The organism is Rhizobium sp. Root1334, assembly GCF_001426665.1.
GTDB lineage: Bacteria > Pseudomonadota > Alphaproteobacteria > Rhizobiales > Rhizobiaceae > Pararhizobium.
On sequence record NZ_LMEY01000023.1, the window covers coordinates 516,181 to 534,162 of the forward strand.

The following is a 17,982-nucleotide window of genomic DNA, read 5'->3' on the forward strand; positions in this document are numbered from 1 at the left end:
GAAACCCGGGATTTACCGATTGGTTCGCCGCCGCCTTGCGCCTATTTTACCGCAAAACGAATCGGCGGCGGACCCTATGAAACAGTATCTCGACCTCTTGCGTCACGTGATGGAGACCGGCTCGGACCGCGGCGACCGCACGGGCACAGGCACGCGCTCCATCTTTGGCCATCAGATGCGTTTCAATCTGGCTGACGGTTTTCCAGTCCTGACGACCAAGAAGCTGCATCTCAAGTCGATTATCCATGAGCTGCTGTGGTTCCTGAAGGGCGATACCAATATCGCCTATCTCAAGCAAAACGGCGTCCACATCTGGGATGAATGGGCCGATGCGAACGGCGATCTCGGACCGGTCTACGGTTACCAGTGGCGCTCCTGGCCAACCCATGACGGCCGGCATCTCGATCAGATCGTTGCCCTCGTCGAAGGCCTGAAGAAAAACCCGAATTCGCGCCGCCATATCGTCTCGGCCTGGAACCCGGCGCTGATCGAAGAAATGGCGCTGCCGCCGTGCCATTGCCTGTTCCAGTTCTATGTGTCCGACGGCAAGCTGTCCTGCCAGCTCTACCAGCGCTCGGGCGACGTGTTCCTCGGTGTACCCTTCAATATCGCTTCCTATGCGCTTCTGACCTTGATGGTGGCGCAGGTCTGCGATCTCCAGCCGGGCGATTTCGTCCATACGTTCGGCGACACGCATATCTATCACAACCATTTCGACCAGGTTCGCGAACAGCTGTCGCGGACGCCGAAGGCATTGCCGAAGATGGTCATCAATCCGGATGTGAAGGACCTGTTTTCCTTTCGTTTTGAAGACTTTGAGCTGGTCGGCTACGAACCGGATTCACATATCAAGGCACCGGTTGCGGTGTAACCGCAATGATGACACTGTCACGGCACAGGATGACTTGAGGTTGAACGGTCGAGGAGGACCCCATGCTGACGTTGATCCATGCGCCCCGGTCGCGTTCATCGCGCATCATCTGGCTGCTTGAGGAACTGGGGGCGGACTACGAGATCCGCTATGTCTCCATTCGCCGCTGGGATGGTTCGGGCGGGCCGGACGAGAACAATCCGCATCCGCACAAACAGGTTCCGGCGCTTCTTTATAACGGCGCGCTGATCACCGAATCGACGGCGGTCGTCCAGTATCTGACTGAACTCTACCCGCAGTCGGAACTCGGCCGCGCGCCCGGCCATCCGGAGCGCGGTGCCTATCTGTCCTGGCTTGCCTATTATGCGGGCGTGATAGAGCCGTCGGGCAGCGCGTTTCTCTCCGGTGTTGCCGCCGGTCATCCGCCGCTTTTGAAGGTTTACGAGGGCATGTGCCTGCATGTCATCGAGACACTGACGAAGCAGCCTTTTCTACTGGGCAACAACGCGAGCGCCGTTGATCTGTTGCTGGTCAGCGCGCTGACCTGGATGCGCAAGTTACTGCCGGACAGTGCGGTGGTCGATCAATATATTCAGTCGATGGTAGGACGGCCGGCGCTTGCGCGCGCCCGTGCCGTTGACGTCAAGCCGGATGGATTTCATGACTGAGCCGAAAGTTAGCATTGTTGTCGCAGTGTCCGCCAATGGCGTGATCGGCAGGGACGGTGGGTTGCCGTGGCATCTGCCCAGCGACCTCAAGCGTTTCAAGGCTCTGACACTTGGAAAGCCGGTGATCATGGGGCGAAAGACGTGGGCCTCGATCGGACGGCCGCTTCCTGGGCGCCCCAATATCGTCATCAGCCGGGACGCGCATTTCGCGGCCGCGGGGGCTGTCGTCGTTCAATCGCTTGAGGCGGCGCTTGGTGAAGCGCGCCGGCTGGCAGTCGATCTTGGCATCGATGAGGTCTGCGTGATCGGCGGCGGGGAGATTTACCGTCAAGCGATTGATCGCGCCGATCTCCTGCATGTGACCACGGTCGCCGCCGAGGTCGAGGGCGATACCCGGTTTCCCGCGATCGACCCCTCTGTTTTCGAAAAGATCGTCGATGAACCCTTGCCGCAGGGCGAGAAGGATAGCCACGCCATGCATTTCTCCACCTGGCGGCGGAAAAGCTGAGCATTGCTAACTATTTTGCCGGATTTACGGTGAAGTTGGATGCGTTGCGTTGAAAGCCGTTCTGGACATACCTATAACGGATTTACGTCATGGCCCGCGGCATGTCCGCGGGGCATTGATCTCGGAATTTTTCTATAGAAGAGGTATGAATGCCCTGGAGCAATCAGAACGGCGGCGGCGGTGGTCCTTGGGGCGGCGGCAGCGGCGGCGGTGGAAACAAGGGCCCTTGGGGCCAGGGGCCGAACCGGCCGCGTGGCGGCGGCGGTGGCCGTGGCAATGGTGGCCCTCCGGATCTCGAGGAAATTTTTCGCCGGGGACAGGACCAGCTGAAGGGCGTGGTTCCGGGTGGTTTTAACGGCGGTGTCGTCGCTATCATCGGCCTGCTGATCGTCGGCTTCGTGCTGATGAATTCGATCTATACGGTCCAGCCGGACGAGCGTGGCGTCGAAATGCGGTTCGGCAAGCCCAAGGAAGAGATTTCCATGCCGGGCCTGCACTATCATTTCTGGCCGCTTGAAACGGTCGAAATGGTCAAGATCACCGAGCAGCAGCAGAATATCGGCAGCCGTTCAGGTGCTGGCGACCAGTCAGGTTCGGGCCTGATGCTGACCGGCGACCAGAATATCGTCAACGTTCAGTTCTCCGTCCTGTTTTCCGTGACCGATCCGAAGGCCTATCTTTTCAACGTCGAGGATCCGTCCGATACGTTGCAGCAGGTTGCCGAAAGCGCCATGCGCGAGGTCGTCGGCCGCCGTCCGGCACAGGACATTTTCCGCGATAACCGTCAGGCAATCGCAGCCGACGTCAAGACGACGATCCAGGCGACGATGGACACCTACGGCGCTGGCGTTTCCGTCAACACGGTCGCCATCGAAGACGCAGCACCGCCGCGCGAAGTGGCCGATGCGTTCGACGAAGTGCAGCGCGCCGAACAGGACGAAGACCGGTTCGTCGAAGAAGCCAACCAGTATGCTAACCAGGTGCTCGGTAAGGCCCGCGGTCAGGCAGCCCAGTTGCGTGAAGAAGCGGCAGCCTACAAGGACCGTGTCGTCAAGGAAGCACAGGGTGAGGCGCAGCGCTTCATCTCGGTCTACGACGCCTATGCCAAGGCTCCCGATGTAACGCGCAAGCGGCTCTATCTCGAAACAATGCAGAGCGTTCTCGGCAAGTCCAAGAAGGTCATTCTCGACGAGAAGAACGGCCAGGGCGTGTTGCCCTATCTGCCGCTCAATGAAATCGTCAAGCCCGCGCAGTCGGGAGGGGCTCAGTAATGACCAATCGTCTTCCTTATATCCTCATTGGCTTGGCACTCGTGCTGATGGCCGTCTATTCGTCCGTGTTCATCGTCAACCAGCGTCAGCAGGCAATCGTCGTGCGTTTCGGTCAGATCAAGGACGTCAAGACCGAACCCGGTCTTTACTTCAAGCTGCCGTTCGCCTTCATGGATGCCGACCGCGTTCAGTATGTCGAAAAGCAGGCCCTGCGCTTCGACCTCGACAACATCCGCGTTCAGGTCTCCGGCGGCAAGTTCTATGAAGTCGATGCCTTCGTGATCTACAAGATCGCCGATGCCCGCCGCTTCCGCGAAACCGTGTCCGGTGATCGTGCATCGGCCGAATCGCGCCTTCGCACCCGTCTCGACGCTTCGTTGCGCCGGGTCTACGGTCTGCGTGGCTTTGAATCGGCACTTTCCGAAGAGCGTGCATCGATGATGCGTGAAGTTCGGGCCGATCTGAAGAGTGATGCCGAATCGCTCGGCCTCAATATCGAGGATGTTCGCATCCAGCGCACGGATCTGACGCAGGAAGTCTCGCAGCAGACCTTCGAGCGGATGAAGGCGGAACGTCTGGCGGAAGCCGAACTGATCCGCGCCCGTGGTAACGAAAAGGGCCAGACCCGTCGCGCCGTTGCTGACCGTCAGGTTGTCGAGTTCGTTGCCGAAGCGCAGCGTGATTCGGAAATCCTGCGCGGTGAAGGCGAAGCCGAACGGACCTCGGTGTTTGCCGATGCCTTCGCCCGTGATCCGAAGTTCTTCGAGTTCTATCGGTCGATGACGGCTTACGATCAGGCAATTGGCAGCCCTGATACGACGCTGGTTCTGTCCCCGGACTCGGAATTCTTCCGTTATTTCAATAGTTCAGATGGTGCATCCGCTCCATCTGCCACTCAGCCCGCTGCAGGAAACTGATCTGCGAAATGAGTGACTTTCTGACGGGAATTGCTTTTTTCCTGATCATCGAGGGGCTAGTGTACGCACTGGCCCCTTTGGTTTTGGTGGAAATGGCAAAGCGTTTGCCCCATATACCAGAGCAACAGTTGCGGCTGTTCGGGCTCGTATCCGTCGTTATCGGCGTCGCACTTGTCTGGATGGTGCGAGGATAAGACATGACACAGAAATTGCTCATTCGATTGGTGGACGCAGAGTATGCGATCACAAGGCTTAACATCGGAACGCCGCTGCCGGATTGGCTGCCGGGAGCCGGTTTCTGGGCCGTCTCAAGTTCACGTGAGGAGATGACGCTTGTTTGCCGGGCAGCGCGCATTCCTTCCAATGTTCAGTCATCCGGCGGCTGGCGCTGCTTCCGCATCGAACAACACTTCACCTTCGATGTCCCGGGCATTCTTGCTTCCGTGCTGAACCCGCTTTCAGAAGCCGGCGTTGGCATCTTCGCCAATTCCACCTTCAGCACCGATTACATTTTCATCATCGGTTCCGATCTCGACAAGGCTGTCGCAGCGTTGAAGGCACATGGTCACGAACTGATGAATTGACGGCTTGGGGCTTAGCATTGAAACGCTAACGAAAAGATGACTGGACGCGTCCCAAATCCGCCTTATCTTCGAACAGATTCTGCGCCAACTTGCACGGCATAGAGGTTGACGAAAAGCCAACCTCGCAGCGGTGACCGTCCGCATGACGAACATTTTTTGACGGCCGTTTTGCAGCGGCTCGCCTTCCCAAATCGAGAGGACCCCATGGGCTTGTCCATCCGCGCTTCCTTCTTCCGGTCCGTGACGCTCGCTGCAAGCGCTGCTCTGCTGATGAATTCCGTACCGGTCCTGTCCGTGGCGCATGCTCAGACCAAGGCGCCGGCAGCGACGCAGCAGGGCCCGGAATCCGTTGCCGATCTTGCAGCGGGCCTGCTTGATGCGGTCGTCAATATCTCGACTTCGCAGAAGGTGAAGAACGATGACGAGGCGCCGATGCCGCAGGTGCCGGAAGGGTCTCCATTCCAGGATTTCTTCGACGAGTTCTTCAAGGGGCAGAGCGGCGAGGGCGGTGGCCGGCAGCGCACCGTCGATTCTCTTGGTTCCGGCTTCGTCATCGACCCATCGGGCATCATCGTCACCAACAATCACGTGATCGAGGGCGCCGACGATATCGAAATCAATTTCGCCAATGGCTCCAAACTCAAGGCCAAGCTGATCGGAACCGATACCAAGACCGACCTTGCTGTCTTGAAGGTCGAGCCGAAGAAGCCTCTGACGGCCGTGCCGATCGGTGATTCCCGGCAAATGCGGATTGGCGACTGGGTGATGGCGATCGGTAATCCGTTCGGTCTTGGCGGTACAGTGACGGTCGGCATCATTTCGGCGCGCGGCCGCAACATCAATGCCGGCCCTTACGACAATTTCATCCAGACAGATGCGGCGATCAACAAGGGGAATTCCGGCGGTCCGCTCTTCAACATGAAGGGTGAGGTCATCGGCATCAATACAGCGATCATTTCGCCCACCGGCGGCTCGATCGGCATCGGCTTCTCGGTTCCGACGGAACTTGCCAGCAACGTCATTTCCCAACTCAGGGAGTTTGGCGAGACCCATCGCGGGTGGCTTGGTGTGCGCATTCAGCCGGTGACAGGCGATATCGCCGAAAGCCTGAAGATGGACACGCCAAAGGGTGCACTCGTCGCCGGGATCATCAAGGGCGGCCCGGTCGATGGTGGTGCGATCAAGACGGGCGACGTGATCCTGAAGTTCGATGGCCGCGATGTCGTCGAGATGCGTGATCTGCCGCGTGTCGTCGCCGAAAGCCCGGTCGGCAAGGCTGTCGATGTGGTGATCGTGCGCGATGGCAAGGAGATGACGGTCAAGGTGACGCTCGGCCGCCTGGAAGACGGCGAGAACCTGGCCGAAGCCGAAGCGGCCAAACCTTCGGAGACCGGGGAAAGCACGGATCAGAGCGAACCGCCTGCGGCCGAACTTCCCGCGTCGGACGTGGTTCTCGGCATGAAACTTGCCGTACTCGATGCCGATAGCCGCAAGACCTACGGAATTTCCGAGGACGTCGAAGGCGTCGTCATCGCCGAGGTTCAGCCGCAATCGGCCGCCGCCGAACGGCGCATCGCATCCGGTGACGTGATCGTCGAGATCGGCCAGGAAGCGATGAAGACACCGGAGGATGTATCGTCAAGGGTCGAGGAACTGAAGGCGGATGGCCGGCGCAATGCCCTGCTGATGATCGCCAACAAGACCGGTGAACTGCGGTTTGTCACGGTGCGGATGGAGTAGGCCGTCCCCCGCAAGGGATGATGAATTTGGAGGCGGGCCGAAAGGTCCGCCTTTATTGTGTCAGCCACTGCTCACGGCTCAGCGCGTAGACCACGTGCTGTTTGAGATGCGGTGCGGTATCGGGCACGCGCGGATGCTCGAAATCGCGGGCGGGATCGCGGTGCAGGCCGATGCGTGTCATCACCGCCGTCGAGCGCGCATTGTTCTTCACCGCAAAGGAGACGATTTCGGCAAGGCCGTGTTCATCGAAGCCATGCCGGAGTATCGCTTTTCCGGCTTCGGTGACAAAGCCCTGGCGCCAGAAACGCACGGCCAGCCGCCAGCCGATCTCGACCGTGCCCTGTGGCAGGAAGGGGGCGAGGTCAGTGCGGGCCAAACCGAGAAAGCCGATCGGCTCATCGGTGTCCTTCAGTGCCAGTGCGAAAAAGCCCAGTCCGGTCTCGCTGATCCGCTGCCGCGCTTCGTCCATCAGAGCATCGGATTCTTCCCGCGGGCGCTGGCGTGGAAAGAATTCCATCACCTTCGGGGCGGCATTGATTTCGGCAAACAGGGGACGGTCGCTTTCCAGCCAGTTGCGGATGCGTAGGCGATCTGTTTCCAGGATAATCATCGAATGAAATCCGTCTTGCGATAACCCTGGATATAGAGGAGGGCTGTCAGATCGCTGTGGTCGATGCGGATCTTGACCTGGGAAGAAACGACCGGCTTGGCATGCAGGGCAACGCCCGCGCCAGCCAGATGCAGCATGCCGAGATCGTTGGCGCCATCACCGACGGCAAGAGCGTCAGCTGTGGAAATGCCGAGCTTAGCGGTGATGTCGACCAGCGCATCCACCTTGGCCTGCTTGCCGAGGATCGGCTCTGCGACGGCACCGGTAAGGTGTCCGTCTTTTTCCATCAGGATGTTGGCGCGATTTTCGTTAAAGCCAAGCGTTGCGGCAATCGGGCCGGTAAAGACAGTAAAGCCGCCGGAGACCAGGGCGGTGTAGTAGCCCTTGGCTTTCATGGTCGCCACCAGTTCAAGACCGCCGGGGGTCAGTGTGATGCGCTTTTCAATGACATCGCCGACGACGGTGAGCGGCAGGCCCTTGAGCAGGGCGACGCGCTCGATCAGAGCAGGCTTGAAGGCAATCTCGCCGTTCATCGCCCGAGCGGTGATCGCTGCGACCTTGTCCTTCAGGCCGGCCTCTGCTGCAAGTTCGTCTATGCATTCCTGGCCGATCATGGTGGAATCCATGTCGGCGATCAGCAATTTCTTGCGGCGCGTCTCGGCGTTCTGGACGATGACATCAATGGGAGCGTCGCCGACCACGCCACGCAGCAGCGCTTCCTGCCAGTCCGGATTGGCGCCGTCCTTCAGTGCGATATCGCAGGCAACGCCATCGGCCAGCCAGTAGAGGCCGGATGCATCAACGGCGGCTGCGGCCTCTTCGGCGAGCGCTGTGGTCAGAACGGGATTTGACGGATTGGCAACAAGCGTGGCAACGAAGGCCATGATGAAAAACCTTGAGATTGGACAGGATGCAATCCTGATAACCGGGCCGACTGCCAGCGGCAAGTCCGCTCTCGCCGTTGCGCTGGCGAAACAGCATAATGGTGTGGTTGTGAATGCCGACAGCATGCAGGTCTACGACACCTTGCACGTGCTCACCGCACGTCCGTTCGAAACCGACATGCAAGGCGTTGTGCATCATCTCTATGGGCATGTTCCGGTATCGCAGCACTATTCGACCGGTGAATGGTTTCGCGATGCCGTGGAGGTGTTGCAAGCTGTTCGTAGCGCGGGGAAAATTCCTGTTTTCGTCGGCGGAACCGGGCTTTATTTCAAGGCGCTCACCGGTGGACTGTCAGATATGCCGCCGGTACCTGAAACGATACGCGACGATGTGCGCCGCCGCCTGCTGACAGAGGGGCCGGAGGCTCTCCATGCGATATTAACGGAGAGGGATCCGGAAACCGCTGCAATTCTGCGACCGGGCGATGGGCAGCGCATCGCACGTGCGCTGGAAATATTCGAGGCGACCAGCCAGTCCATCCGGGTTTTCCAAGCGCGCCAGGGGCCTGTGGCCATTGATCTCGAACGCGCCATGAAAATTGTCGTGCTGCCGGAGCGGGCATTGCTGCGGCAGCGGATCGACCGGCGCTTCGCTGGCATGCTGAAGAGTGGTGCGGTCGAGGAAGTCGAGGCTCTTCTGTCGCTCGACCTGAAGCCGGAAATGCCGGCGATGAAGGCCATCGGCGTGCCGCAGATTGCCGCATTTTTGTCTGGCACGATGAGCAAGGCGGAGGTGATCGAAACATCATCGGCCGCAACACGGCAATATGCCAAACGGCAAATGACTTGGTTTCGCAATCAGCTGGACGAGAGCTGGCAACGCTGGGACCCGGCGGGCGCCTGAGCCCCGCAGGGTATTGGTGTTACTTGCGGATGATGCTGCTCAGCGGTTTTTTCAGCAGGCTCTCGCGCAGCGATGGACGTGGTGTGTCCGGGTGCGGTTGCGCGAAGCTCGGGGCAGGGCGGGGTGGCGCTCGATAGGGATCAGAACGTGGCGGCGTTGCCGGTTCCTCCGACAGGAGTTGGCTGCGGATCTGGTTGAACCGTTCAAGTTGCGGATTGGGTGGTTCATTGCGCGGCAGCATGGCAGGGTTGTAAGGTTGCGACGCCGCCGCTTCCTGGTCTGCTGCAAGGTCAGCGTCAAAGGCACGGATGTCGCGAAGATCGTCATCCACCGGGGCAGCATCCTGTTCCTGTCCGGCGAGGCTTGCCGTATAGGCGTTCTGGAAGCTCGAAATATCCGGCCCATTCATGGCGCGCATGCGTGAGACGACGTTGCGCAGGTCGACGGTGTCGGGGGTTTCGTCCGTAACCTTGACGGCGACACCGTTGGTTTTCGGCAGGCTCTTTTCATCGACGCGGGTAAAGCGCATGCGCATCGGCACGGCGACGGCCTCACCGAAGGCGATCGCTTCGCCATTGCCGATCGAAGAGATGAAGCTGGTGGTCGAAATTGACGAATTGGGGATCGCCGAACGGATGATTTCCTGGTCGCGGTCGTTGGAAAGCCGCATGGCAAAGACCGTCGAACACTGCGACAAGATGGTTGGGTCAAGCTCGCCCGGACGCTGGGTGATGATCCCCAGAGAGACGCCGTATTTCCGGCCCTCCTTGGCAATGCGGGCGATGGCCTGACGGGTTGGAACGAAACCCAGGCTGGCATCGGCCGGGACATAGCGGTGCGCTTCTTCGCAGACGACCAGCATATGAACGCCGCCATTGCTCCAGAGCGCGATTTCAAACGCCATGCGGCAGAGCACGGAGGCGACCGAGTTGACGACCTCCGACGGTATGCCTGCGAGCTGAAATGTCGTGACCGGCCGTCCTTCGCCTGGAATCCGGAATATCTTGGCGATCGTTTCAAGGATCGTGTCGGTGATCGTGTTCGAGGAAAACATGAAATTGTAGCGCGGATCATTGATCGCGCCGATCACTTTCACTTTCAACGACCGCAGATACGGCTTGTCGTTGCGGCCTTCGAGGCGTCCGATACGCTCGTCGATCATCGCCAGCAGATCGGCCATGCGGTAGGGAACCGGCGTATCGGCAGTGATCGAGCTTTTTTCGCTGGTGCGGCGCGCCAGACCGGAATCCGTCGAACCTTTGAAGGCTCTTTTGGCTTCCGGAATGACATCGCGCAGGATATCGAGTTCTTCGGGAACGGGCGGACGTCCGCGAAAAATCACCTCGGCGACTTCTTCGAGCTTCATCAGCCAGAAGGGCAGGTCGAGATTGTCGGTATCGATGACCACGGCAATATCGGGAAAGGCAGCGGCGAATTCGTTGTGCGGATCGAGGATCAGCACGCGCAACTTTGGATCCGACGCTATGGCCTTGTGCAACAGCAGGCTGACGGCCGTGGATTTGCCGACGCCGGTCGTCCCGACAATGGCAAAGTGCTTCGACAGCATCGAAGGAACATGGATGGAGGCGTCGAGACTTTCGTCCTGAGTCAGCTTGCCGATGACGCAGGTATCATTCTTGCCGGTGTCATAGATACGGGCAAGGTCGGCCGAGCGGATGCGGTGGGCAATAGCGCCGAGATAGGGGTATTGGGTGATGCCGGCGGAGAACTCTTCGCGGCCGTTTGCACTGAGATGGACTTCGCCCATCAGTTCCACTTCGATGCGGAACGTATTGTCGAGTTCTTCGCCCCATTCGTTGGTGGCTGTCTGCATTGAATAGACGAGAGCGACCACGCGGTTTTCGCCGACCGTGATGGAGATCAGCCGGCCGACGGACCATAATTCGGTGAGTGAAGTTTCGCCGTTTTCGGCAATGGCTGAAATCGTCGCCCGCGAGCCGCTGCACGCAACAACGCGGCCGAGGAAACGGTTGCCCCGTTTCAAGGCATCGCGTCGATCCTGCTCTCCGGCGCTAATCGAAGATTGAAGCTCAATGTTTCGCAATAGGAAACCTCTGGTGACGAGTGTGCCATATTATAGGAAGGGATTTAACAAGTTGTTTCTTGGGTTTGTGCGTGTTTTCGTCGGTGTTGGCACGTCATGGTTGTTTTCGGGAAAGACGTTGACGGAGCAGATATTTCTGTTTATTTATCCCGCCCATGATCAATATCGCAGTTATTCTTGTGGTGGGACGGCGCATGGGCAGGATGGTGTAACCATCCGGCGATAGCCACCCATGCGCAAAACACGAGGCCCTCAAGGGGCCTTTTTTTATGCCTTCAAACACGATACTCACAGCCAAAACGCGAACATGGACGGAAACAGGCCAATGAGCGGTACAGACAACCAGACGCAAGCGAACCAGATGACAGGGGCGGAAATTGTTCTTCAGGCACTGAAGGACAATGGTGTGGAGCATATTTTCGGTTATCCGGGCGGTGCTGTCCTGCCGATCTATGACGAAATCTTCCAGCAGGACGATATTCAGCACATCCTCGTTCGCCACGAGCAGGGCGCCGGCCACATGGCCGAAGGTTATGCCCGCTCGACAGGCAAGGTTGGCGTTTTGCTGGTCACCTCCGGCCCCGGCGCCACCAATGCTGTTACGCCGCTGCAAGATGCGCTGATGGACTCGATCCCGCTGGTCTGCCTGACCGGCCAGGTTCCGACATCGCTGATCGGCTCCGACGCTTTCCAGGAATGCGACACTGTCGGCATCACGCGGCCGTGCACCAAGCACAACTGGCTGGTCAAGGACGTCAACGAATTGGCCAGTATCATCCATGAAGCGTTCCGCATCGCCCAGTCCGGCCGTCCCGGCCCGGTCGTTGTCGATATTCCGAAGGATGTTCAGTTCGCTACCGGCACCTACACGCCGCCGTCGGCGTCGAAGGTCCAGAAAAGCTACCAGCCGAAGCTTCAGGGCGACATGCGCCAGATCGAGCAGGCAATCGAGATGATGAAGGGCGCGCGCCGCCCGGTCATCTATTCCGGCGGCGGCGTCATCAATTCCGGCCCGGAAGCTTCGAAACTGCTGCGCGAACTGGTCGAACTGACCAACTTCCCGATCACCTCGACACTGATGGGATTGGGCGCCTATCCGGCTTCCGGCAAGAACTGGCTGGGCATGCTCGGCATGCATGGGACGTTCGAAGCCAATATGGCGATGCACGATTGTGACGTCATGGTCTGCATCGGTGCCCGTTTCGACGACCGTATCACCGGCCGTCTCAATGCCTTTTCGCCGAACTCCAAGAAGATCCATATCGATATCGATCCGTCGTCGATCAACAAGACGGTGCGCGTCGACGTTCCAATCATCGGCGATGTCGGCAATGTTCTGGAAGACATGGTTCGCGTCTGGCGGGCTTCGGCCAAGGATGCCGACAAGGCGCGTCTGACCGAATGGTGGGAAGGCATTGTCCGCTGGCGTGGCCGCAACTCGCTCGCCTATAAGATGAACGACGACGTCATCATGCCGCAATATGCCATTCAGCGTCTGTACGAGCTGACCAAGCATCGCGACACCTATATCACAACGGAAGTTGGCCAGCACCAGATGTGGGCGGCGCAGTTCTTCGGCTTCGAGCACCCGAACCGCTGGATGACCTCGGGCGGCCTCGGCACCATGGGCTACGGCTTCCCGGCGGCGATCGGCGTCCAGGTCGCCCATCCCGATGCGCTCGTCATTGACATTGCCGGCGATGCCTCGATCCAGATGTGCATCCAGGAAATGTCTTGCGCCGTACAGCATAACCTGCCGGTGAAGATCTTCATTCTCAACAATCAATACATGGGCATGGTCCGCCAGTGGCAGCAATTGCTGCACGGTAACCGCCTGTCCAATTCCTATACCGAAGCCATGCCCGATTTCGTCAAGCTCGCCGAAGCTTATGGCGGCGTCGGCATCCGTTGCGACAAGCCGGCTGATCTCGATGCTGCCATTCAGCAGATGATCGACAGTCCGGCGCCGGTGATCTTCGATTGCCGCGTTGCCAATCTTGCCAACTGCTTCCCGATGATCCCGTCGGGCAAGGCGCATAACGAGATGTTGCTGCCGGACGAAGCCACGGACGAAGCGGTCGCCAATGCGATCGACGCCAAGGGCCGCGCTCTGGTTTGATGGAATAGGAAAAGGATACGATCATGAACGCACATCTTCAGCCGACCGGCTCCGCCTATTTCATCGCCAAGGAAACAGAGAAGGCGGAAAACCATACGCTTTCGGTCCTCGTCGACAACGAACCGGGCGTCCTTGCCCGCGTCATCGGGCTGTTTTCCGGCCGTGGCTACAATATCGAAAGCCTGACGGTTTCCGAGACCGAGCACCAGTCGCACCTGTCGCGCATCACCATCGTGACGCGCGGCACGCCGCACGTTCTGGAGCAGATCAAGGCGCAGCTGGAGCGCATCGTTCCGGTCCACCGCGTCGTCGATCTGACGGTTCGCGCCGCCGAACTCGGCCATGACCGGCCGATCGAGCGCGAAGTGGCTTTGGTCAAGGTTTCGGGCGAGGGTGAGACCCGGGCGGAAACGCTGCGCCTTGCCGACGCCTTCCACGCCAAGGTGATCGACGCGACGCTCGAGCACTTCATCCTCGAAATCACCGGCAAATCCTCCAAGATCGACCAGTTCGTGGCGATCCTGAAGCCGCTCGGCGTGCTTGAAGTCTGCCGCACCGGTATCGCGGCGATGAACCGCGGTCCGCAAGGCATGTAACGGGCTACGAATATGATTGAAAAAGGGCGCCGCGAGCGCCCTTTTTCAATTCAGCCAACCAGCCACTCAGATCATTTCCAGCGGTATTTTTTTGCCTGGTGGCGGGAACGCTTTGTCGAGGATAGCAAGATCCTCAGCAGTCAGTTGAACTTCAACGGTTGCGCGGTTTTCGCGCACCCGTTCCGGCATTGCGGTCTTGGGAATGACAATCACCCCGGGGTTGCGGATCAGGAAGGCAAGTGCGACCTGTGCTACGGTTGCCTGATGCGCCTTGGCAATGTGGATGAGATCGGGATGGCGTATCAGCCGGCCTTCGTCGAGCGGCGAATAGGCCATGACCGGCACCCCTCGGGCCTGATTGTCCCGCAGGAGATCGTATTCGATGCCGCGGCGGGCCAGATTATAGAGAACCTGATTGGCCGCGACATTGCCGCCATCGGGTACACCGAGAAGCTCCTCCATATCGTCGGCATCGAAATTGGAGACCCCCCAGGCGCCGATCTTGCCGGATTGGCGCAAGGTCTCGAAAGCTTCGACAGTTTCCGCCAGGCGGTAGCGGCCGCGCCAATGGAGGAGGTAGAGATCGATATGGTCGGTACCGAGCCGTTTGAGGCTGGCTTCGCAGGCCTTGATCGTGCCGTCGCGGCTGGCATTGGTGGGCAGCACCTTGCTGACGATGAAGGCATCGCTGCGGCGGCCCTTGACCGCTTCCCCGACAATCCGTTCGGCGCCGCCATCGGCATACATTTCGGCGGTATCGATCAGCGTCATGCCGAGATCAAGGCCATGGCGCAGGCATTTCGCTTCCTCGGCGGCGCTCGCCTTGCGTTCGCCGATATGCCAGGTGCCCTGACCGATCACAGGGACGGCCTTGCCGGAGGGGAAAGATGTGGTCGGTATTGCGTCTTGCATGACATTCCTCGTTCGGCAGTGCTTTCTTGCCATTGTTAGGAAGGCTCAATGTCTCATTTATGGCGCGTACCGGAATGGCAAAGGCCTTGGGGGAAAAGAAAGAATGAGGGTCTGCTTCTTGTCACCGTGACAAGTTTCAGATGGTGTTTGCTAATAGGTCAATTAACCTGACCTAAATATCGGGAGGACTTCATGCAGGCCGACACGCTGCTGGCGCTGTTTCTTTTTGCGTTCACGACATCAATCACGCCAGGCCCGAACAACATGATGCTGTTTGCGTCAGGCGTCAATTTCGGGTTCTCCCGTACCATTCCGCATATGCTGGGCATCGGCGCCGGCTTCCTGTCACTGTTGATCGCGGTCGGTCTGGGGCTCGGCGCTTTGCTGCATTCCGTCCCGATGCTCTATACAGGGTTGAAGTTTGCCGGCGGCGCGTATCTGGTCTGGATCGCCTGGAAGATCGGCACGTCGCGGACGCTGTCGGAAGGCAAGGCGGGGGCGGCGCCGATGACCTTCCTGCAGGCAGCGGCGTTCCAGTGGATCAATCCAAAGGCCTGGGTGATGGCCGTGACTGCGATGGCGACCTACACGAGCGAGCAGGCTTATCTGGCGAGCGTCCTGATCGTCGGCGTCATCTTCGCGATCGTCAATGTTCCCAGCGTTTCGACTTGGGCCGGTTTCGGTTCGGCGCTTCGGCAATGGCTGTCCGAACCGGCCCGGTTGAAATGGTTCAATATCACTATGGCGGTCTTGCTCGTTCTCAGTCTTTGGCCGATGCTGCGATAGCGGGTGAAGCATGGCCTATTTCCAGGCCGGATGAGGATGCGGGCATGTCGGATGTTGTTGCCTCGATCACTATCGGCACCGCCTTCATTGCCGGCGCACTTGCTATCGTCTTCGGTTGTTATTTCGCGGCGCGCAACTTGCTCAATCCCGGCCTGGAAGGGGATAGGACCCACGATGCGGCAGCGACCGTCGCGGTGCGCATCGCTGCCTTGCACGGTCTCATCCTTGCCCTAGTCTACGCGCAGGAACTCGACGACTACAAAGGTATCCGTAACAATCTGATGGAAGAGGCTGTGGCGATATCGGATGTATACAACGACGCAGGGCGATATGGCGGGCCGGTGGTCGCACCCATTCAACGCGGTCTATCCAGCTATGTGGCGACTGTTGTCGGCGAAGAGTGGGATATGCTCGGGCATCGTCAAGGGCTATCTCCCAAGGCGTGGATCGAATGGAATGGTGTTTATGACCGGCTGCTCGACCTGGTGCCGGAAACGGACCGCCAGCGCTATCTGGTCAACCGGATGCGTGACCGCGCCACGTCGATTGCGCGCTTCCGCCAAATTCGCGAAGAGACGGCGGCGGGCGGATTTGGCGGGATGTTCTGGGCGCCCGCGTTGATCGGCCTTTGCCTGCTGTCCATCCCCTTCTACGTCTACCGTCCGACCCGAACACATGTATTTCTGCTGTCGATTTTTGGCGCCTATTCCGGTGTCGTCCTCTTCTTCATTTTTGCCTTTTCGAATCCGTTCGAGCAGCCTGGAAAGTTGGACCCCGTGGCATTTGAAAACCTGTTGCGCGGTGACGTTGGAAAGAGCCTGCCGCCCGCTGCACTGACCGGAGAACTCACGCCATGACACCTGAGAACGACATGCACGACCATGATCATGATCATGACCACGACAATCATTTCTCCGAAATGCAGGCCCGGGTGAAGGCGCTTGAAACCGTGCTGACGCAGAAGGGGCTGATCGATCCGGCGGCGATCGATGCGATCGTTGAGACCTATGAGACGAAGATCGGCCCGCGCAACGGCGCCCGCGTCGTGGCAAAGGCCTGGAGCGAGCCGGATTTTGCCGACTGGCTGCGCAGGGACGCGACAGCCGCGATTGCCAGCCTCGGCTATACCGGGCGCCAGGGCGAGCATATGCGCGCGGTGTTCAACACGCCGGAAACCCATAACCTTGTCGTCTGCACCCTGTGTTCCTGCTACCCGTGGTCGGTGCTCGGCCTGCCACCGGTCTGGTACAAAGCGCCGCCCTACCGCTCGCGGGCAGTGATCGATCCACGTGGTGTGCTGGATGAATTCGGCGTGGCGCTGCCCGAAGGGCAGAAAATCCGGGTTTGGGATTCGACGGCTGAGCTTCGCTACATCGTCATCCCGCAACGTCCGGCCGGTACCGAAGGTCTCGATCAGGATGCGCTCGCCGATCTCGTCACGCGCGATTCAATGATCGGCACTGGCTTGGCCAAACCGGCTGGAGAGGCGCTATGAACGGCGCACAGGACCTTGGCGGGCAGCATGGTATGGGGCCGGTGGCGTCGGAGAAGGACGAGCCGTATTTCCATGCCGAATGGGAAAAGCGGGCACTCGGCCTGACACTGTCTTGCGGTGCCTTTGGCGCCTGGAATATCGATGAGAGCCGGCATGCCCGGGAAAGTCTGCCACCAGCCACCTATCTTTCGGCCAGCTATTACGAAATCTGGACCCGTGGCCTGGAAACCCTGTTGAAACGGCACGGGTTCGTTTCCGCCGCCGAACTGGCTGCCGGGCAGATGCTGGAAAAGGGCAGGGAACCGAAGCGAATTCTGACGGCAGACATGGTGCCTGGCGTGCTTGCCAAAGGCGGACCGTGTGATCGCCCGGTGCCGGACGGCCCGCGATTTGCCGCCGGAGACCGGGTGCGGACGAAAAACTTCAATCCCGAGACCCATACAAGGCTGCCGCGCTATGCCCGCGCCAAACATGGCATTGTCGAGGTGGTGCAGGGCTCGTTCGTTTTTCCGGACGACAACGCCCATGGCAAGGGCGAGAACCCGCAATGGGTCTATACCGTGGTTTTCGACGGGGAGGAAATCTGGGGCGAGGGTGCAGACCCGGAGCTGACAGTATCGATCGATGCCTGGGAGAGCTATCTTGAACGCGTTTGAACTGACCCTCAGCGGATCCCCGGAGCTCCCGAAATCGAACGAAGGCGATCCGGTTTTTTCGGAGCCCTGGCAGGCGGAAGCTTTTGCCATGACGGTGCGTCTGCATGAGAAGGGCGTATTTTCCTGGAGCGAATGGGCCGAGGCCTTGTCGCATGAGCTCTACAAGCCGGGCCGGCGGGCGGATGCGAGCGATTATTTCGATTGCTGGGTCGCGGCTCTGTCACGCCTCGTCACCGAACTGTCGATCACCTCAAGGGAACAGCTCGATGACCTGACGGAAAGCTGGCATAGGGCCGCGGAGGCAACGCCGCACGGCAAACCTATTCTTCTGGAAAACGATCCGAAGCGCTGAGTAGGGACTTCAACGGCTTGATCAGGGCAGGTTGTTTTCACATC

Annotated in this window: 20 protein-coding genes; 16 read left to right on the plus strand and 4 right to left on the minus strand. The window is 59.4% G+C overall.

All coding sequences use genetic code 11. From position 1 onward, the window contains the following. The first annotated feature begins 76 nt into the window (after positions 1-76). From ASD36_RS20865 to ASD36_RS20900, 8 genes are all read left to right on the plus strand, one after another. Positions 77-871 carry a thymidylate synthase gene (locus ASD36_RS20865; RefSeq protein ID WP_060506113.1) on the plus strand — a complete coding sequence of 265 codons (795 nt, stop codon included), beginning with the start codon at positions 77-79 and terminating at the stop codon, positions 869-871. Positions 872-933: 62 nt separating this feature from the next. Beyond that, on the plus strand, positions 934-1,539 hold the full coding sequence (locus tag ASD36_RS20870) for a glutathione S-transferase (protein ID WP_060506114.1): 606 nt from the start codon (positions 934-936) through the stop codon (positions 1,537-1,539). Then, positions 1,532-2,047, plus strand: coding sequence for a dihydrofolate reductase (locus ASD36_RS20875; RefSeq protein ID WP_060506308.1), 516 nt, complete (start codon positions 1,532-1,534; stop codon positions 2,045-2,047). Before ASD36_RS20870 ends, ASD36_RS20875 begins: the two co-directional genes overlap by 8 nt. A gap of 149 nt (positions 2,048-2,196) precedes the next feature. Beyond that, positions 2,197-3,318: an FtsH protease activity modulator HflK gene (gene hflK / locus ASD36_RS20880; RefSeq protein ID WP_060506115.1), complete on the plus strand. Its 1,122-nt coding sequence runs from the start codon at positions 2,197-2,199 to the stop codon at positions 3,316-3,318. After that, the gene (locus tag ASD36_RS20885) at positions 3,318-4,235 is read left to right on the plus strand and encodes a protease modulator HflC (protein ID WP_060506116.1); all 918 of its coding nucleotides are present in this window, start codon (positions 3,318-3,320) and stop codon (positions 4,233-4,235) included. The genes hflK and ASD36_RS20885 overlap by 1 nt, the downstream gene beginning before the upstream one ends. Positions 4,236-4,243: 8 nt before the next feature. Then, the gene (locus ASD36_RS20890) at positions 4,244-4,429 is read left to right on the plus strand and encodes a DUF2065 domain-containing protein (RefSeq protein WP_037096230.1); all 186 of its coding nucleotides are present in this window, start codon (positions 4,244-4,246) and stop codon (positions 4,427-4,429) included. A gap of 3 nt (positions 4,430-4,432) precedes the next feature. Beyond that, positions 4,433-4,819, plus strand: coding sequence for an ACT domain-containing protein (locus ASD36_RS20895; protein WP_060506117.1), 387 nt, complete (start codon positions 4,433-4,435; stop codon positions 4,817-4,819). Positions 4,820-5,029: 210 nt separating this feature from the next. Further along, on the plus strand, positions 5,030-6,559 hold the full coding sequence (locus ASD36_RS20900; RefSeq protein WP_060506309.1) for a DegQ family serine endoprotease: 1,530 nt from the start codon (positions 5,030-5,032) through the stop codon (positions 6,557-6,559). Between the two features lie 52 nt (positions 6,560-6,611). On the opposite strand, the gene ASD36_RS20905 is transcribed toward ASD36_RS20900, so the two are convergent. Together ASD36_RS20905 and serB are read right to left on the minus strand one after the other, a co-directional pair. Beyond that, positions 6,612-7,169: a GNAT family N-acetyltransferase gene (locus ASD36_RS20905; protein ID WP_060511786.1), complete on the minus strand. Its 558-nt coding sequence runs from the start codon at positions 7,167-7,169 to the stop codon at positions 6,612-6,614. After that, entirely contained in the window at positions 7,166-8,053 is an 888-nt protein-coding gene (gene serB, locus ASD36_RS20910) for a phosphoserine phosphatase SerB (protein ID WP_060506119.1), read from the minus strand. Before serB ends, ASD36_RS20905 begins: the two co-directional genes overlap by 4 nt. Between serB and miaA the strand changes: the two genes are divergently transcribed. Next, positions 8,052-8,957, plus strand: coding sequence for a tRNA (adenosine(37)-N6)-dimethylallyltransferase MiaA (miaA, locus tag ASD36_RS20915; RefSeq protein ID WP_060506120.1), 906 nt, complete (start codon positions 8,052-8,054; stop codon positions 8,955-8,957). The genes serB and miaA overlap by 2 nt on opposite strands. A gap of 19 nt (positions 8,958-8,976) precedes the next feature. On the opposite strand, the gene ASD36_RS20920 is transcribed toward miaA, so the two are convergent. Next, positions 8,977-11,022, minus strand: a complete 2,046-nt coding sequence (locus ASD36_RS20920) for an ATP-binding protein (RefSeq protein ID WP_060506121.1) — start codon at positions 11,020-11,022, stop codon at positions 8,977-8,979. 325 nt (positions 11,023-11,347) lie between these two features. On the opposite strand from ASD36_RS20920, the gene ASD36_RS20925 reads away from it, so the two are divergent. Continuing rightward, a complete protein-coding gene (locus ASD36_RS20925; RefSeq protein ID WP_060506122.1) occupies positions 11,348-13,141 on the plus strand; it encodes an acetolactate synthase 3 large subunit in 1,794 nt (597 codons plus the stop codon). Between the two features lie 23 nt (positions 13,142-13,164). Beyond that, positions 13,165-13,737 (plus strand): acetolactate synthase small subunit, encoded by a 573-nt coding sequence (ilvN, locus tag ASD36_RS20930; RefSeq protein WP_037096209.1) that lies wholly within the window; start codon positions 13,165-13,167, stop codon positions 13,735-13,737. Between the two features lie 66 nt (positions 13,738-13,803). On the opposite strand, the gene ASD36_RS20935 is transcribed toward ilvN, so the two are convergent. Further along, complete coding sequence (locus ASD36_RS20935; protein WP_060506123.1) at positions 13,804-14,649, minus strand: aldo/keto reductase; 846 nt, start codon at positions 14,647-14,649, stop codon at positions 13,804-13,806. A gap of 192 nt (positions 14,650-14,841) precedes the next feature. Between ASD36_RS20935 and ASD36_RS20940 the strand changes: the two genes are divergently transcribed. The 5 genes from ASD36_RS20940 to ASD36_RS20960 are packed head-to-tail and all read left to right on the plus strand — an operon-like array spanning position 14,842 to position 17,938. Further along, a complete protein-coding gene (locus ASD36_RS20940) occupies positions 14,842-15,435 on the plus strand; it encodes a LysE family translocator (RefSeq protein ID WP_060506124.1) in 594 nt (197 codons plus the stop codon). Next, on the plus strand, positions 15,417-16,292 hold the full coding sequence (locus ASD36_RS20945; protein WP_244489861.1) for a hypothetical protein: 876 nt from the start codon (positions 15,417-15,419) through the stop codon (positions 16,290-16,292). The genes ASD36_RS20940 and ASD36_RS20945 overlap by 19 nt, the downstream gene beginning before the upstream one ends. Continuing rightward, positions 16,289-16,930, plus strand: a complete 642-nt coding sequence (gene nthA / locus ASD36_RS20950) for a nitrile hydratase subunit alpha (RefSeq protein WP_060506126.1) — start codon at positions 16,289-16,291, stop codon at positions 16,928-16,930. The genes ASD36_RS20945 and nthA overlap by 4 nt, the downstream gene beginning before the upstream one ends. Further along, positions 16,927-17,586, plus strand: a complete 660-nt coding sequence (gene nthB, locus ASD36_RS20955) for a nitrile hydratase subunit beta (protein ID WP_060506127.1) — start codon at positions 16,927-16,929, stop codon at positions 17,584-17,586. Before nthA ends, nthB begins: the two co-directional genes overlap by 4 nt. After that, positions 17,555-17,938, plus strand: coding sequence for a nitrile hydratase accessory protein (locus tag ASD36_RS20960; RefSeq protein ID WP_060506310.1), 384 nt, complete (start codon positions 17,555-17,557; stop codon positions 17,936-17,938). The genes nthB and ASD36_RS20960 overlap by 32 nt, the downstream gene beginning before the upstream one ends. Positions 17,939-17,982: the final 44 nt, after the last annotated feature.

Bases quoted from the DNA above. Each gene is read 5' to 3' on its own strand.
- ASD36_RS20940 (WP_060506124.1), top strand. From the start codon at position 14,842: ATGCAGGCCGACACGCTGCTGGCGCTGTTTCTTTTTGCGTTCACGACA.
- ASD36_RS20870 (WP_060506114.1), top strand. From the start codon at position 934: ATGCTGACGTTGATCCATGCGCCCCGGTCGCGTTCATCGCGCATCATC.
- ilvN (WP_037096209.1), top strand. From the start codon at position 13,165: ATGAACGCACATCTTCAGCCGACCGGCTCCGCCTATTTCATCGCCAAG.
- serB (WP_060506119.1), bottom strand. From the start codon at position 8,053: ATGGCCTTCGTTGCCACGCTTGTTGCCAATCCGTCAAATCCCGTTCTG.
- ASD36_RS20885 (WP_060506116.1), top strand. From the start codon at position 3,318: ATGACCAATCGTCTTCCTTATATCCTCATTGGCTTGGCACTCGTGCTG.
- ASD36_RS20865 (WP_060506113.1), top strand. From the start codon at position 77: ATGAAACAGTATCTCGACCTCTTGCGTCACGTGATGGAGACCGGCTCG.
- ASD36_RS20875 (WP_060506308.1), top strand. From the start codon at position 1,532: ATGACTGAGCCGAAAGTTAGCATTGTTGTCGCAGTGTCCGCCAATGGC.
- ASD36_RS20925 (WP_060506122.1), top strand. From the start codon at position 11,348: ATGAGCGGTACAGACAACCAGACGCAAGCGAACCAGATGACAGGGGCG.
- ASD36_RS20890 (WP_037096230.1), top strand. From the start codon at position 4,244: ATGAGTGACTTTCTGACGGGAATTGCTTTTTTCCTGATCATCGAGGGG.
- ASD36_RS20935 (WP_060506123.1), bottom strand. From the start codon at position 14,649: ATGCAAGACGCAATACCGACCACATCTTTCCCCTCCGGCAAGGCCGTC.
- nthB (WP_060506127.1), top strand. From the start codon at position 16,927: ATGAACGGCGCACAGGACCTTGGCGGGCAGCATGGTATGGGGCCGGTG.
- nthA (WP_060506126.1), top strand. From the start codon at position 16,289: ATGACACCTGAGAACGACATGCACGACCATGATCATGATCATGACCAC.
- ASD36_RS20905 (WP_060511786.1), bottom strand. From the start codon at position 7,169: ATGATTATCCTGGAAACAGATCGCCTACGCATCCGCAACTGGCTGGAA.
- ASD36_RS20895 (WP_060506117.1), top strand. From the start codon at position 4,433: ATGACACAGAAATTGCTCATTCGATTGGTGGACGCAGAGTATGCGATC.
- hflK (WP_060506115.1), top strand. From the start codon at position 2,197: ATGCCCTGGAGCAATCAGAACGGCGGCGGCGGTGGTCCTTGGGGCGGC.
- ASD36_RS20960 (WP_060506310.1), top strand. From the start codon at position 17,555: ATGCCTGGGAGAGCTATCTTGAACGCGTTTGAACTGACCCTCAGCGGA.
- miaA (WP_060506120.1), top strand. From the start codon at position 8,052: ATGATGAAAAACCTTGAGATTGGACAGGATGCAATCCTGATAACCGGG.